At 40.3% G+C, this 15923-nt stretch carries 13 protein-coding genes; 12 read left to right on the top strand and 1 reads right to left on the bottom strand.

What is annotated here, in order from left to right; genetic code table 11:
* Positions 1-278 precede the first annotated feature (278 nt).
* The 12 genes from CHB71_RS05750 to rplT all read left to right on the top strand — a co-directional run bounded on the left by CHB71_RS05750 (position 279) and on the right by rplT (position 9074).
* Complete coding sequence (locus CHB71_RS05750; protein ID WP_089355947.1) at positions 279-647, top strand: MmcQ/YjbR family DNA-binding protein; 369 nt, start codon at positions 279-281, stop codon at positions 645-647.
* Complete coding sequence (locus tag CHB71_RS05745; protein WP_089355946.1) at positions 637-921, top strand: GNAT family N-acetyltransferase; 285 nt, start codon at positions 637-639, stop codon at positions 919-921. The genes CHB71_RS05750 and CHB71_RS05745 overlap by 11 nt, the downstream gene beginning before the upstream one ends.
* A gap of 45 nt (positions 922-966) precedes the next feature.
* Entirely contained in the window at positions 967-1653 is a 687-nt protein-coding gene (locus CHB71_RS05740) for an SGNH/GDSL hydrolase family protein (RefSeq protein ID WP_245811221.1), read from the top strand.
* A gap of 95 nt (positions 1654-1748) precedes the next feature.
* On the top strand, positions 1749-2537 hold the full coding sequence (locus tag CHB71_RS05735; protein ID WP_089355944.1) for a hypothetical protein: 789 nt from the start codon (positions 1749-1751) through the stop codon (positions 2535-2537).
* Entirely contained in the window at positions 2530-3516 is a 987-nt protein-coding gene (locus CHB71_RS05730; protein ID WP_089355943.1) for a glycosyltransferase family 2 protein, read from the top strand. The genes CHB71_RS05735 and CHB71_RS05730 overlap by 8 nt, the downstream gene beginning before the upstream one ends.
* Positions 3517-3675: 159 nt before the next feature.
* Entirely contained in the window at positions 3676-3960 is a 285-nt protein-coding gene (locus tag CHB71_RS05725) for a hypothetical protein (protein WP_089355942.1), read from the top strand.
* Positions 3960-4736 (top strand): LexA family transcriptional regulator, encoded by a 777-nt coding sequence (locus CHB71_RS05720; RefSeq protein ID WP_089355941.1) that lies wholly within the window; start codon positions 3960-3962, stop codon positions 4734-4736. Before CHB71_RS05725 ends, CHB71_RS05720 begins: the two co-directional genes overlap by 1 nt.
* A gap of 38 nt (positions 4737-4774) precedes the next feature.
* Positions 4775-5839 carry a tetratricopeptide repeat protein gene (locus CHB71_RS05715; protein ID WP_089355940.1) on the top strand — a complete coding sequence of 355 codons (1065 nt, stop codon included), beginning with the start codon at positions 4775-4777 and terminating at the stop codon, positions 5837-5839.
* Positions 5839-7782, top strand: coding sequence for a threonine--tRNA ligase (thrS, locus tag CHB71_RS05710; protein WP_089355939.1), 1944 nt, complete (start codon positions 5839-5841; stop codon positions 7780-7782). Before CHB71_RS05715 ends, thrS begins: the two co-directional genes overlap by 1 nt.
* Positions 7783-7853: 71 nt before the next feature.
* Positions 7854-8408, top strand: a complete 555-nt coding sequence (infC, locus tag CHB71_RS05705; RefSeq protein WP_089355938.1) for a translation initiation factor IF-3 — start codon at positions 7854-7856, stop codon at positions 8406-8408.
* A 26-nt stretch (positions 8409-8434) separates the two neighbouring features.
* On the top strand, positions 8435-8629 hold the full coding sequence (gene rpmI, locus CHB71_RS05700) for a 50S ribosomal protein L35 (protein ID WP_089355937.1): 195 nt from the start codon (positions 8435-8437) through the stop codon (positions 8627-8629).
* A 103-nt stretch (positions 8630-8732) separates the two neighbouring features.
* A complete protein-coding gene (rplT, locus tag CHB71_RS05695; protein WP_089355936.1) occupies positions 8733-9074 on the top strand; it encodes a 50S ribosomal protein L20 in 342 nt (113 codons plus the stop codon).
* 168 nt (positions 9075-9242) lie between these two features.
* On the opposite strand, the gene CHB71_RS05690 is transcribed toward rplT, so the two are convergent.
* Positions 9243-15623: a T9SS type A sorting domain-containing protein gene (locus CHB71_RS05690; RefSeq protein WP_089355935.1), complete on the bottom strand. Its 6381-nt coding sequence runs from the start codon at positions 15621-15623 to the stop codon at positions 9243-9245.
* Positions 15624-15923: the final 300 nt, after the last annotated feature.

Genomic DNA, 15923 nt, shown 5'->3' with positions numbered 1-15923 from the left:
CAGATGACCTATTCGTCCTTAAAAAGTGACCATTCATTCATTGAGTGTTTATTTTCTTTAGCTATTTAAAAGGTCTTATTTTCTTTGCATGATGGAAAAAATTCAATCAGCACTATCAACCTATCTAAATGAGCAAAAGACGCTTATCTGGATAAAGGTTGGTTTAATTGCATTTCTCCTGCTCACCATAAGCGGATTTTAGGTCACCACCAATCCTACTACATCATTTATCACACATCATTGATTTACAGAATAAGCATATTCTGTAAATTGATGCGATGAATATTGAAGCATTCCGAGACTATTGTTTAGCCAAGCCGGGCACCACAGAAGAGACTCCCTTCGGTCCTGATACCCTGGTTTTTAAAGTCATGGGTAAAATGTATGCCCTTACCGGCATTGATACGTTTGAGTTTATCAATCTAAAATGTAATCCTGAGTACGCGATAGAACTTAGAGAAGAATATGATGGTTCCATTCGTCCGGGCTATCATATGAATAAAAAGCAATGGAACTCAGTCTATACAGATGGAAATGTTTCTGATGATAAAATCAAGCATTTGATTAATCATAGCTATGAGCTGGTGGTGAGTAAACTGCCAAAGAAATTGAAAGAGGAATTAAAGTCAATGTCAAATGGAGTTTGAAATACATAACCAAGAAACCGAGTCTAAAGGAGCCTATTTTGTAGAAGTAGAAGGGAAGAAGGTAGGAGAGATGACTTACTCCAAAGCAGGCGATGATCGAATTATCATTGACCATACAGAGGTAGATGATTCAATGCGTGGAACCGGCCTGGGTAAGAAGCTCGTGATCAAAGCTGTTGAGGATGCACGCTCAAAAGGGATAAATATTGTGCCCTTATGCCCCTTCGCTCGATCTGTTTTTGATAAAAATAAAGAGCTCAGCGACGTGCTCTAATGATGGATGCATCAAAAATTCTTATTTTGCATAAAATCCCTAATCATGCGTTTAATTATCATTTTATGCTTCCTTATTTTCACGTCTTGTGCAACACAAAAAACTGATTCGATGAAGGAAGATGGATTTATTCACCTGGCTCTTGGTGATTCATATACAATCGGTGAGGCTGTAGATGTCGGTGAGCGTTGGCCAGTTCAACTTGCCAGAAGACTCAGAAAAGATTCAATACAGGTGGATCCGGTGATTGTAGCCACAACCGGCTGGACAACCGATGAGTTATTGGCTGGTATTGTAAAGGCGGACGTAGAGGGTACTTATGATTTTGTTTCATTGCTAATCGGTGTTAATAACCAGTATAGGGGATACCCAATTGATCAATACGAAAAAGAGTTTAAGCAGCTTTTGGATCAGGCCATTCAGTTTGCCGGTGGAAATCCTTATAACGTGATGGTTGTTTCAATTCCTGATTATGGGGTAACACCTTTTGCAACCAAGAAAATGCTTGATGAAGAGAAGATCGCTCGTGAGTTAGACAACTATAATGCCATAGCAGAGAAGATCACAAAGCTACGAGACGTCAAATTCATTGATATCACCCCAGGGAGTAAAAAAGCAAAAGATGATCCTTCGCTAATAGCATCAGATGGATTGCACCCTTCCGGAAAGATGTATACCCAATGGGTAGATCAGATGTATGAACATGTGTTTAACAACTTATCTTCCAGATAAATCTACTAAAAGTTCAATTTCGTCGTTGATTTATAGGTATAACAGAAAATACACCTATTTTTGATCCAAATCACTGCTTGTCACAACCAATCTCTATGAAGAGGCTGATCATCCTTGTGTGTTATGCTTCCCTGATCTCTTGTCAGGATAAGGTGATATGCCCTGCATTTCAGAGTACGTACATTTTGGATGATTCTACCCGTAATGCTTATTTCTCATACGTTTGGCAGTTGGACGAAAGTACCAGAGCTCAGTATTTAGCACAACAAAAAGGACAATCTTCTGAGGATACGCTTGGTGTGGTTGCACAACCTCGAACAGACTACTATGCCTATGCGGGGGAAAAGGTGGTTCCATGGCGGGTACAGAAGAAGAGTAAATACGGCATCATAAAACCTGCATGGTACCCGATTAAAAACTATCAGTTAAGGACTGCTCCAATGGAGAATGTGCTGGCACCTGATCCGGTCTCCAATGATTTTGTTGCATCTGATTTCAGCGATTCGCTGGGTGTGGACTCCTTATCAATAGCGTCGGATTCACTTGGCACGCAACCTGCAGAGGAAGTAGTTGCTAAGGAAGAAACGAAGTATCTATATGGTTATGATCCTTCTGATAAGTTCAACGTAGAGCAGCAATACTATAATAAGTACTACGCATATAAGTTTATCGATAACAGGCCAAAACCTACACCAGCTCCGGTAGATTCATTAGGGTCTGCTGTTCCGGATTCATTACAAACGAAAGAGCCATTTTTTAAGGGCCTATTTAAAAAGAAGAACAAGGAGACATCATCATCGGAATCTGAAGAAACTACACAACCAGAGGTTGAAGGTACTACGGAAGAAGGCTCAGAGGAGAATCCTGAAGAGGGAAATGGGTAATCCACTCGTTTCTGTCGTATTGCCTTTTTACAATGCTCCTTATTTAGAGGAAGCTATTCAAAGTATTCTAAATCAAACCTACGAGCATTTCGAGTTAATTTTAGTGAATAATGCTTCAACAGATGATTCTGTGAAAGTTGCAAAAAGGTATGCCTCTGATCCAAGAATCACCTTAATAGACCAACCTCGAAAGGGAGTGGTTTTTGCAGCAAATGGTGGAATCGAAGCTGCCAGGGGAGCTTACATCGCCAGGATGGATTCAGACGATATTTCGCATCCGCAACGACTGGAACTTCAGACAAACCTGTTATTAGAAGATTCGACTCTAGGTGTAGTTTCGGGGCTGATTGAGTATTTGGGGCCCACGGAGAATGGAGGGTTTATTCATTACGTGGATTGGCTTAATAGCATCATTACAGAAGAACAAATAAGTCTTAATCGGTTTGTAGAATTCCCAATAGCTAACCCTACGTTAATGGTAAGGCGGGAGCTTTTTGATCAATATGGGATATATAAGGATGGGGACTTTCCAGAGGATTATGAGCTTTTCTTACGATTTCAATCTAATAATGTAAAGATGAAAAAAATCGATAAGAGTATCTTGACATGGAGGGATACTGAAAGCCGACTGACGCGAACGGATAATCGATATGCACAAGAATCCTTTTTTAAAGTAAAGGCAAAGTATTTAGCACAATGGTTAAAAACAAACAATCCATTCCATCCGAAAATTTACATATGGGGAGCGGGAAGAGTCTCGCGTCGCAGAAGTGATTTGCTGATCAATGAGGGGATAGCGGTTGTGAATTACATAGATGTGAAATCCGGGAAACAAACGCTTCACTATGACAATTTACCGGATAAAGAAAGTGCATTTATTGTTTCTTATGTAAGTAATAGGGGCATTCGGGAAGAAATCAGGTCCTATCTTATTCAGAACGGCTATATCGAAGGAGTCAACTTCATTTTAGCAGCGTAAATTATCCGGTTCACCGATTTAATTTTCTTACTAGTAGAAAGTCTTACCGGATACGAGAGAGGCATAGGAATCTACTTTTACACATTGCTGGTTATAATAAAAATCTAAAAATTTTAGTATTTAATATTTTTTACTAAATTTAAGATCAAATACGCAAATATGGAGGTAGCGAAAGATTTGATATTAGATGATTATTATAAACTTAGGATTTCTTCAAAGAAGCTAAGCTCTGGTCGATATCAGGTTAAATTTTTTGCTACAGTTAAGGAAAGCAAGCAACTCTATGGATATGTGTTGGTAGAAGCGGACGAAACATTAAAGTCTGTCATTAGCAGAATCCGAAAAAGACTAAGAGAATTAGACTTGAGTGTGGAGTTTCATCATTTGCACTTATTTAATGTAGGACAAGAAAGACAACCGGCCAACTTAATGATATTCGAATAATGGCGAGAATCCCAAATAACATCAAATACCTGAGGAAAAAGAAGGGCTTTACTCAGGAGACTTTTGCTCAAGCCCTTGGAATAAACAGACCTTCTGTAGGAGCATATGAAGAGGGAAGGGCAGATCCAAGACTTACCACATTATCGAAAATGGCGGAGCTTTTTGAGGTTTCTGTGGATGAGTTGATCAACGAGGACCTAACCAGGGAAAACAGAGTGCCAAAGCAAAATGTAAAAGTGCTGGCTGTGACTGTAGATGAAAATGCTGACGAAGAATATATCCAGCTTGTTCCTACTAAAGCGGCAGCCGGATACACCAATGGTTATGCAGACCCTGAATACCTAACGGACCTTCCACGGTTCCATTTGCCGGTTTTACCAAAGGGAGGCACGTATCGCGCATTTGAAATTGCCGGAGATTCCATGCTACCCATTGCATCAGGTAGTATCATTATAGGAAAATACATTGAACAACTGGATCATATTAGAAATGGAAATACATATGTACTTGTAACACAATCTGAAGGGGTGGTTTACAAACGTGTTTTCAATTACATCGAAGAAAAAGGAAAATTGTTTTTAGTCTCAGATAACAAGTCATTTAGTGCCTATGAGCTTGATCCGGCTGAAGTTGTTGAGGTTTGGGAGGCTAAAGCATTTATTTCGGTTGAGTTTCCCGATCCCAATTCCACCAATGAGTTGTCCATGGATCAGATGATGGAAATGATTGGAAATCTTAGAAACGATGTAGAAAGATTAAAGAAGAATACAGACTAAGCAAATTTCCATCTCTTTCAATTTAACTTTGGTTCTCTATGCGAGGATCGATTATTCTATTTGCTATTTTACTATCCTGCTCACCTCCACAGAAGGATAAAATTGTGATTCCGGAACTGCACGCAGGATTCTATAGTGAAGCATTGGATCGTATTAATGAAAAATTAAGGGCTGATCCTGACGATCAACGATTAATAGATCAAAAATTGTTTTACTGTGAACAACTAGATTGGCCAACGACCTGTATTTCTGCTCTTGATACATATAAGCAAGCCCACGGCATGACCAATCAGTTGGTTAAACAATACATTGCTTATTATGAAAAGCATGAGAGGTACCAGCTTTTGCTGGATTTGTATGATAGATGGAGTGAAGAATATGAACTCTTTGATGAATTCCGTAAATCATATATCAATAGTCTTTCCAGATCTGGAAAGAAAAAAAGAGCTCTAAATGAACTTCGTCTTTATTTAATTAATCATCAATCAAATCAGGACATTGAATTTGCATCTATACAATATTTAATGCTGGGTGACACGGCCCTGGCAAGCTATTACCTTGGCAAGCTCTTTCAAATAGATTCACAAAATGACCTGATATGGAATTATGGTCAACTTCTTTTTCAGCTAGGTTATCAGGAAAAGGGGTTGTCAGTTTTAAGCGAGTATGCAGATAGAAATAACGGAGATTTTGATATTCAATTTGCCTTTGCGTCTCTTTTGTGGGAAGCGAATAGAAATAGGCAATTAAGAGAGACTCTAAAGCCTTTTACAGCAAAAGATACCGTTTCATACTTAGTTGCTGATACTTATAGGAGAGATCAAATGTGGGATTCAGCCGTCTATGTATTGGAAAAAGTTATAGCGAAGGATTCTTCCAGGAGAAAGCCCATTTGGAAACTTGCAAGATTGTATGAAGACAGGGGATGGCTACTTACTTCCATTCCTTACCTGGAATACCTTGTTGATTTGAATCCAGCGGATACATTAGCAGCACAAAGAATAGACCTTATACAGCGAAAAATTGCATATTTGCAGCGCTTAAAATTTGAGGAGCGTAAAACTCCAACAATTGAATTAAAACCTAAAAAAATTGAGAATTAATGAGTGATCAAATCACCATTACACTGCCGGATGGTTCCAATCGTACTTATGATAAAGGAAGTACGGCACTGGATGTGGCAATGAGCATTAGTGAAGGCCTTGCAAGAAACGTCCTTGCAGCCAAAGTGAACGGGGAAGTTAGAGACTCTTTTCGTCCGATTGAGGAGGATGCGGAGTTGCAGTTGCTCACCTGGAATGATGAAGAAGGTAAGTCCACGATGTGGCATTCTTCTGCTCACATAATGGCAGAAGCACTGGAAGCATTATATCCTGGAATAAAGCTTGGGATAGGCCCGCCAATTGAGAATGGATTTTATTACGACATTGATTTTGGTGACATAGAATTTGATGCGGACAACCTCAAAGCGATCGAGGATAAAATGCTTGAGCTTGCAAGGGAGAAGAACGAATTCACACGAAAGGAAATTTCTAAATCAGATGCCATCAAGTTTTATGAGGAGAAAGGGGACGAGTATAAGCTCGAGCTAATTGATGGACTTGAGGATGGCAGCATTACTTTTTACAATCAAGGGAACTTTACTGATCTATGTCGAGGGCCACACATTCCACATACGGGATACATTAAGGCGGTAAAGATTCTGAATGTGGCCGGAGCATATTGGAGAGGTGATGAGAAAAGAAAGCAGCTGACCAGACTTTATGCTATTTCATTTCCAAAGCAAAAGGAACTGAAGGAGTACCTTGAATTACTTGAGCAAGCCAAGCTTAGGGATCACAGAAAAATAGGAAAGGAGCTTGAACTATTTACCTTCTCCGAAAAAGTAGGAAAAGGGCTTCCTCTATGGTTACCTAAAGGCGCTGTATTGAGAGAACGTCTTGAGAACTTTATGCGTAAGGCGCAGCTGAAGGCAGGCTATGATCAGGTGGTTTCACCACATATTGGCAGTAAAGAATTGTATGTGACTTCCGGTCATTATGCAAAGTATGGAGAAGACTCCTTTCAGCCGATTAAAACACCTGCTGAAGATGAGGAGTTTTTGCTAAAGCCTATGAACTGCCCGCATCACTGCGAGATTTATAAATCTCGTCCTCGATCATACAAAGATCTTCCAATTCGATATGCAGAGTTTGGTACAGTATATCGATATGAGCAAAGCGGAGAGCTACATGGACTCACAAGAGTAAGAGGGTTTACCCAGGATGACGCACATATTTTCTGTCGTCAGGATCAGGTAAAAGAAGAGTTTGCCAAAGTAATTGACCTGGTTCTTCATGTATTTGGAGCATTGGGTTTTGGGGATTTTACAGCTCAGGTGTCTCTTAGAGATCCTGATAATCCGGATAAATACATCGGTAAAGATGAAGACTGGGACAGGGCAGAGCGCGAAATCCAGGAAGTGGCTGATGAAAAGGGACTTCAGACTGTGGTCGAATATGGAGAGGCTGCTTTTTACGGCCCTAAGCTAGATTTCATGGTTAAAGACGCTTTGGGCAGGAAATGGCAGTTGGGAACTATCCAGGTGGACTATAGCTTACCAAATCGTTTTGAACTGGAATATGTTGGTAATGACAATCAAAAGCACCGACCAGTGATGATCCACAGAGCACCGTTCGGTTCGATGGAGCGATTCATTGCCATTTTGATTGAAAACTGTGCGGGCGATTTTCCATTGTGGCTCGCACCAGAGCAAATTGCCATCTTGCCAATATCTGAGAAGTATCACGACTATGCAAAGGAGGTGTATCTTCAAATGCAGGAACAAGACATCCGAGGCTTCATCGATGAAAGAGATGAAAAAATCGGTAAAAAAATCCGTGATGCAGAGGTAAAGAAGATACCTTACATGCTCATTGTAGGTGAGAAAGAATCAGCTGATGGAGCCGTTTCAGTTAGACAACACGGTGAAGGAGATATTGGATCAATGAAAAAAGATGAATTTGTGGGTTATTTCAACAATAAAGTAGCTGAACTTATCAAATGAGTTTTGTTAAGACTAAATAATCACGATATTTGCGTTTTGTTTTTAATGTTCAACTAAAATAAAGGAGTACAATCGCTAAACTACGAAGAAGAGGACCTTCCAGAATCAGAAAGGAAGAGCCTTACAAGGTAAATGAGAAAATCACTGCACGAAAGGTAAGAGTGGTTGGAGACAATGTGAAGGTTGATGTTTACCCAACAGATCAGGCAATCAAAATTGCACAAGAACAAAATCTTGACCTGGTGGAAATTTCACCAAATGCTGATCCGCCTGTTTGTAAAGTGATTGACTACTCTAAGTTCAAGTACGAACAAAAGAAGAAGCAAAAGGAAATCAAGGCTAAGGCGCAGAAGACCGTTATTAAGGAAATCCGTTTTGGCCCTAATACTGATGACCATGATTTCAATTTTAAACTGAATCATGCGAAGAAGTTTTTGAAAGACGGAGCTAAGGTGAAGGCGTACGTTCATTTTTATGGAAGAACGATTGTTTTCAAAGACAGGGGAGAGATTTTGCTACTCAAGTTTGCACAAGCACTTGAAGAGCTAGGAAAAGTAGAGCAGCTACCGAAGATGGAGGGTAAGCGAATGATTTTGTTCGTGGCACCAAAGCAAGCTAAAAAGTAATTAAAGTAGAATAGAATAAAGTAGAAATGCCGAAACTTAAAACAAACTCTAGTGCTAAGAAGCGATTTAAGCTAACAGGTACTGGAAAGATTAAAAGAAAGCATGCATTCAAAAACCACATTCTGACGAAGAAAGAGACGAAGCAAAAGCGAAATCTTCGATATATGTCAGTAGTGGATAAGGCGGATGAACCAAATATCAAACGTCTTTTGAATCTGTAATTTCGATTAATTAATGACCGAATGGTCAGGTTAAATGTAAAACCCGATTATTGGCTGAAGTTTCCGTGAAAGACGGGGCGCCAATCGTCAAAAACAAAACAAAATGAGATCAGTAAATCATGTAGCTTCAAGAGCTCGTCGTAAAAAGATGATGAAGCACGCCAAAGGATACTTTGGCAGAAGAAAGAACGTTTGGACAGTGTCCAAAAATGCCATCGAGAAAGGATGGTCTTATGCTTACAGAGATAGAAAAGCGAAGAAAAGAGAATTTAGAGCGCTTTGGATTCAGCGTATCAACGCTGGAGCCAGAGAGCATGGAATGTCTTATTCCGCATTCATGGGTAAATTGAATGCCAAAGGAATTGAGATCAACAGAAAAGCGTTAGCCGACTTGGCAATGAATGAGCCTAAGGCTTTCAAAGCTGTAGTTGATGCAGTGAAGTAAGATTTAGAAAAAAATAATAAAGGAACCCTCGCAGAAATGTGAGGGTTTTTTTATGCTCTTATCGGTGTATGTATCTCACTGAGAAATTGAGTGGTTTATAGCAAATAAAAAACCCTGAAAGCATGAGCTAACAGGGTTTTCCTCTTCATAATTAATATCTTCCTATTGCTATTTCACAACAAGTCGTTTGATCTTAGTTTCATTCGGACCTGTGATTCTGATTAAGTACATACCAGCATTGAGATCGGTCAAGTCAAAAGTATGTTTGTTTGTGCCATCTTGATACTCCATAAACTTGAGTATCGTACCTCTTAATGTTATCAACTCAATTCGTGTTGCAAACCCATCATGGATCTGAATAGTTGCTTCACTATCTGCAGGGTTAGGGAAGATATTCACAGAGACATCCTCAAACGCTCCCATACTTACTCTTTTAATTTCAGAGTACTCATACTGCCCGTCAAAATCAATTTGTTTTAGTCGATAATAGTTGAATCCGCTTTTTAAGTCTTTGTGTACAAAGGTGTACTCCATAACTTCATTTACTGTTCCATTTCCTCCAATCGTTCCAACCATTTCGAAGTTTATTCCATCAATCGAATGCTCTATCTCAAATCGATCATTATTAATCTCTTGTGCGGTAGACCAAAGAAGATGAGAAGCACTTTCTTTCAACTCTACTTTAAAGCTAATAAACTCAACAGGTAGAGGGCTTGTGTGATTATATAGGTAATCCGGAACATTGGCATACGTTCCACTTTGTCCCTGAGTGAAATCATCGAAGTAGTTACCATTTCCATTTGTATCTTCAGCAGAAGATAACGTTCCGTCATCATCATCGTCATTATCTCTGAAATTAGGCAGTCCGTCTCCATCAGCATTTGGAAGCGCTGCTCCAATACCTCCCTGATTTGGATCGAAAGCATCCAAGATTCCGTCACCATCCAGATCTATGTTCCCTTCATTGGTGTCTAATATTAAATCACCGTCATCATCCCATGATGGTGTACCATCAAAATTAGAATCGTGTCCCTCAAACAAATCACCCAGCCCTGGACTACCTACACTATCGTTATCAGAGTCCGTATCCAAATAGTCAGGATTATCCGCTCCGTCAGAATTAACGATTGTCAACGCTGTTCCACCATTATCAGGGTCGACAGCATCATTTAGTCCGTCTCCATCAGAATCAACGAAGTTATCTAGTATGCCATCTCGATTGTTGTCAGTTCCATTGTTTTCTGCAACATCGGTGATTCCGTCATTGTCAGAATCACGATCCAGGAAATCAGGAAGACCATCATCATAGCCGGTTCCATTGTCAGTATCAGGATTTGCAAGGGGAGTTCCTGCCTCACCTGCATTATCGACATCTGTTGCTAGTCCGTCATTGTCTGCATCATTAGCTGCTACATATGAAGAAAGGTATGCCCCCTCAGCTGTCATATTAGCTGGAAGAGAACCTCCATTAGCTTCTACCGCATCTGGAATTCCATCATTGTCTGAGTCTAGGTCCTGATGGTTAGGAACTCCGTCTAAATCCTGGTCAAAATTGTCATTTATACCGTCAGAGTTAGCATCTTCATATCCAGCAAAGTCAGAGTCAAGGAAGTTTGGAACGCCATCCGCATCCGCATCGGCACTAGGATCAGTACCATTACCTTCTTGCAGATCAGTCAATCCATCGTTATCACTGTCATTATCAGAAGTATCTTGAACTCCATCATTATCCGAGTCGTCCGCACAGCTTGTGAAAGTTAATCCATCTATGTATGGTGTGTTAGCAACCCATGTGAATCGAATGTATCTGATACCTCCTGCAGGAACTGTATAAGTTCGTGTCTCAGAATTAGGCCTGAGGACAATGCCGGTAAAGGAAACAGTATTGCCAAAGTTTACTCCATCTAATGAAGAGCTTACGTCCATACTTGCAGCAGGCTGTCCATCCCATGAAGTTGTAACTATAGATATTATAGTTCCTTCTGCAACGATCTCTTCCAAGTCAAGGGATAGGTATTGACCTGCAGCATCTACATAAGCGAGAAGCGTGTTATTGTCACCACTACCAGCATAATCTGGCGCACCAAGGGCTGAATCTTGTCTGGTTGCCCCTACATCTTCATATACGGAATCCCCGTAACCGGTTCCATTATTCACCTTTCCTGTTCCACAAGTATTTCCATTTGATTCTAAATAATCAGGAGTTCCGTTTGCAGGATTGATATCTACATTTTCATCAGCAGTAGGAGTGCCATCTCCATCATCATCATTATCTCTCCAGTCAGCTTCACTATCACCATCAGTATTTTGTAACACGACTGGTGTTGCATCGAAATCATCATCAATGCCATTGTCATTAGCATCTGTGCCGGATGGAGTTATATCGGCAGCACCATCCGTATTATTGTCATTTGCTTCAATTAAGTCTGATATGCCATCGTTATCACTATCTGTATCCTGAAAATCAGGAGTGCCATCACTATCATGATCATTGCCTGTAATTGGAATACCTGTAACACCACCACAGTTTGCACCTGTACAATCTCCATCAAATGAATCATCAATCCCATCTCCATCTGTATCTACTCCAGATGGAGATCCAATGTAGGCTGCTGTTGTCTGTCCTTCTCTCAGGTCTAAAACCCCATCTCCATCCGAGTCTCCATCACGGTAATCAGGGTTACCATCGCCATCAGTATCTGTAAAGGAATCAGGAATACCATTCGCGTTGGTGTCAGTACCTACAGATTCTATAGAATCAGGGATGCCATCACCATCTGCGTCTGCATCTTGTGCATCTGGTATTCCATCGGAATCAAAATCATTATTTGGTAGAGCAGTCCCAGCAGTGTAACTACCAACTGTGTCGTCTACATCATCTACAATTCCGTCTCCGTCGCTATCATTCGCTGAAGCGTATGTCGATGGGTATTGACCGTTTTCGTCCATGTTTGCAGGAAGAACACCGCTATTTGCTTCGTATGCGTTTGGAATACCATCTCCATCGCTATCCAGATCTAATTGGTCTGGAATACCATCTCCGTCAAGGTCACTTGCCACACAATCTGCGTAGGTAAAAGTAACTGCATCTAAATAGTTACCTCTGGCGTCTCTAGTTACTCTAATGTATTGAGCATCCGCATTAAGTGTATAGGAATATTCAGCGAGAGTATTTGACGACAATGGAATGTTAAGACTATTTGAGAATGCCACTCCATCTGTGGATTGCTCAACAATAACACCGGCATCACCTGGGTCGGTTTGAATTTTAGCCAGCGTGAGATAGATAAGAACATCAGATGGTACTGTAGTATTGAGATCGATTATAATATTGTCTCCATTACGAATCTGTGCAGAAGTCCCGTCGGGAGCTCCTAAAGCCTCAGCAGCATTATTAACACCTGTATTAGTTTGAGATACGCCATTTCCTGTAACTAGTGAGCATGCCGCATAGTCTGAATCTGGAATTCCATCATTGTTATCGTCCAAATCGGCAATGTTTGGAATACCGTCACCATCCGGGTCATCTGTAAATTGTAGGTAGTCTGGATTAGGACCCCCTTGCGTCATGTCATCTGCAAAGTTTCCATTTCCATTAAAGTCTTCAGAGGAAGTTAGTACACCATCTCCGTCATCGTCAGCATCACGGTAATCAGGCCTGGAATCGGTATCTGTATCCTGATTAGGTGCTGATACACCAGTAATACTACCACACGGTGAGCAATCAGGGTCAAAAGCATCATCCAGTCCATCAGAATCGGTATCTGTACCAGAAGCTAATTGGTCTGCAACTCCATCACTATCCGAATCTCTGCTTTCAGTCCTGTCAAGTACACCATCACCATCAGAGTCTGTATCGAGGTAATCTGAACTAGCATCTGAATCCGTATCTGGGAGAGTAGGAGTAGTGCCACCATTGTCAGAATCATAATTATCATCCCAGCCGTCTCCATCTGTATCTACTCCTGCTGGAGCTGTATAGCCAGTGCTAGTCTGTGCTTCAATATTATCAATTACCCCATCTCCATCAGCGTCGATATCTATGTAGTCAGCCAGACCGTCACCATCGGTATCTTTTGCAAATTTCGAAATACTACCTCTTAATAAAGTGGTTCCAAAAACATCAGGATCATAATCGTCATGAAATCCATCGCCGGTAATATCTGAGTAATTATCCACCCGACCATCTCCATCAGCGTCTGTGCCACCAGCTTCTATCAGATCAGGGATGCCATCCGCGTCAGAATCCAGATCTCGGAAGTCATTTATCCCATCAGTATCTGTATCAGGGTTAGCAAGTGGTGTACCGGATGTATATGCGCCATCTGAATCATCAACATCATCGACTCTTCCGTCCCCATCTGAGTCATTTGCCAATGCATAAGAAGGAGGGTATGCACCGTCTTCATCCATATTTGCAGGTAGGTCACCTCCATTTAATTCAACTGCATTTGGAATGCCGTCATTGTCAATGTCTTTGTCAAGATGATCAGGGACACCATCAAGATCCAGATCTCTTCTATCGTCAATTCCATCTCCATTTGAATCAGTAAAGCCAGCAAAGTCTGCGTCCATGTAGTCTGGAATTCTATCTCCATCTGTATCAAGCGATGGATCAACTCCTCCTCCTGCAGTTAGGTCATCAATACCGTCATTATTATCATCGGGATCGTTGATGTCTAATATTTCATCATAGTCGTGATCTACTCCACACCAAGTGAAATCATTTAATCCAATATACTGAATACTTCCAGGGGTGTGGTTGGCATAAAACACCACCAAAGAATCAACTGTTTGTCCTAAGCAAACGCGAACATTACCGTCATATCCGTCATCTGCTGCGAAAGAGGTACCTACTATAAAATTATTTGAATTAAGTTGAGCACTTCTCCCAGGAATGATGTTATCTGTATCAAGAACAATCACATCGCCATCTCTAAATATGTTAACAGCCATAGAATCCAGATGAGCACCACGATCAATATCTAACAGATCAAAACAAAAGCCTTCCAGGGGCTTATTGAATAGTACTTTTAATTGGGTGGAAGTTGTGTTGGTCGTTAATTGTTGAGAGGCAAAAACTGAATTTTCAGGATCATGAATTTGCTCACTTATTTCATAGTCTACGGACCCACCACTAGGATCAATAAAGCTGAATGTAATATCTACTTCATCAACAGTGAAAACCGGACCAGGCGTACTTCCAACACCATAATTTTCAAAGTCAAGTATAAAACCATCTTCACAGGCTGAGATATAGTCAGGAATACCATCCCCATTGGCGTCAGGGATTTCTGCGCTAGTTAAGATACCGTCCCCATCGTCATCAGTATCACGAAAGTCCACCACATCGTCATCATCTACAAGACTGGCAGCAATAATAGCCCTACTCCCAGAGTTGTTATTTGCAGTAGATCTCCCATCTACGGTATCAAAATTATCATCGATTCCATCGTCATCAGCATCAGTTCCTGCCAAAGCTGTAACATCAGCGATACCATTAAAATCAATGTCATTGCCTTCAATGAAATCACTTACACCATCATCATCAGAGTCTGAATCCAAGTAGTCATCCGTTCCGTCACCATCTGTATCTGCAGGAAGACCTGCACCTTCAGTAGGGAGGTTTTCAACAAAATCAGGAATCCCATCATTGTCAGCATCCAGATCCAAATAATCAGGAAACTGATCATCATCGGCATCAAACCTGTCATCAGTATTGTCTCCATTTGCGTCAACACGGCCAGGAAAGTCAGCATCATAAACATTCGGAACGCCATCCAAATCTAAGTCTGTTGTATATCCTTCTATCGTGTTTATTATACCATCTCCATCTGCGTCTGACTCATCTTCATCTTGCGTGCTATCCCCATCAAAATCCATAGAACAAAAATCAAAGTCGTAAATACCGAAATTTTGGGCTCCTGCATCGATATCCGAATTGCCAAAAACGATTTCAATTCTTTGAATTGCTGTAGGGAAGCAAATCTCCACATTTGAAGGCTCAAAACCGCAACAAAATTCTTCATCTATCCCTTCAAATTGATTAGCACCATTGAATTGTAGATTATTTCCATTGATTGTATAATCAGCAGCTGTTAGACTAACAGTTGCACCCAAATAGTCGATTCCATTCACAGTCACCAAGTCTGAAAAATTTGCCTGATCTGAGTCTATATCAAGTACTGTGAAACAAAAGTCATAGAGTAAATCACCATTAAAGTCAATGGTGAATGTATTGCTTTCAGTGATATTTGCTAAATCTTGAGTGATAACCCAGGCATCAGGATAGTTAAAAGCTCCAATAGGAAAAGTACCTCCTATAACATCACCAGTAATTCTGTTGGTGTTTCCAGATGCTGAAAAGCTAAAGGATACACTCTCTTCTACATAGGTGTCACCAATTACCGGCTCATTTCCATCGAAAGTATCCCAGTCATAGTCAGATCGAATTGGGCAATCATTTTGTGCGAAAACGAAATTTGCTAATAGAAAGGCGAAAAAAAGAAGTATGGATTTTAAATGGTTTTCAGTAGAAATAGCATTCATAATACTCTGTGAATTATTAATAATTACGATCTCAATTGCTTAGCTAGATTTATCGTAATGACTTTTTGCGAAAATACCATAGATAATTTATCATATGATAAATTGTTCGATGAAAAGTTCTTTTTCAGTGTTGTGCGGTCAGTTTTGTCGTTGAAACTATATGTAATAGTTGTTAAAACAAAGGTTTACATTTTAAGTTGTTTTTTGACTTATCGGGTGTTTAACGATGTTCGATTTGCCAATGAGTTTCGTCCAAATTAATTTTCTTTTATTTCAAAAGTCCTTTAAAGTAAAAATTTC

Origin of the sequence: Ekhidna lutea (assembly GCF_900188325.1) — a bacterium.
GTDB lineage: Bacteria > Bacteroidota > Bacteroidia > Cytophagales > Cyclobacteriaceae > Ekhidna > Ekhidna lutea.
This window is presented reverse-complemented; position numbering and strand designations above follow the sequence as displayed.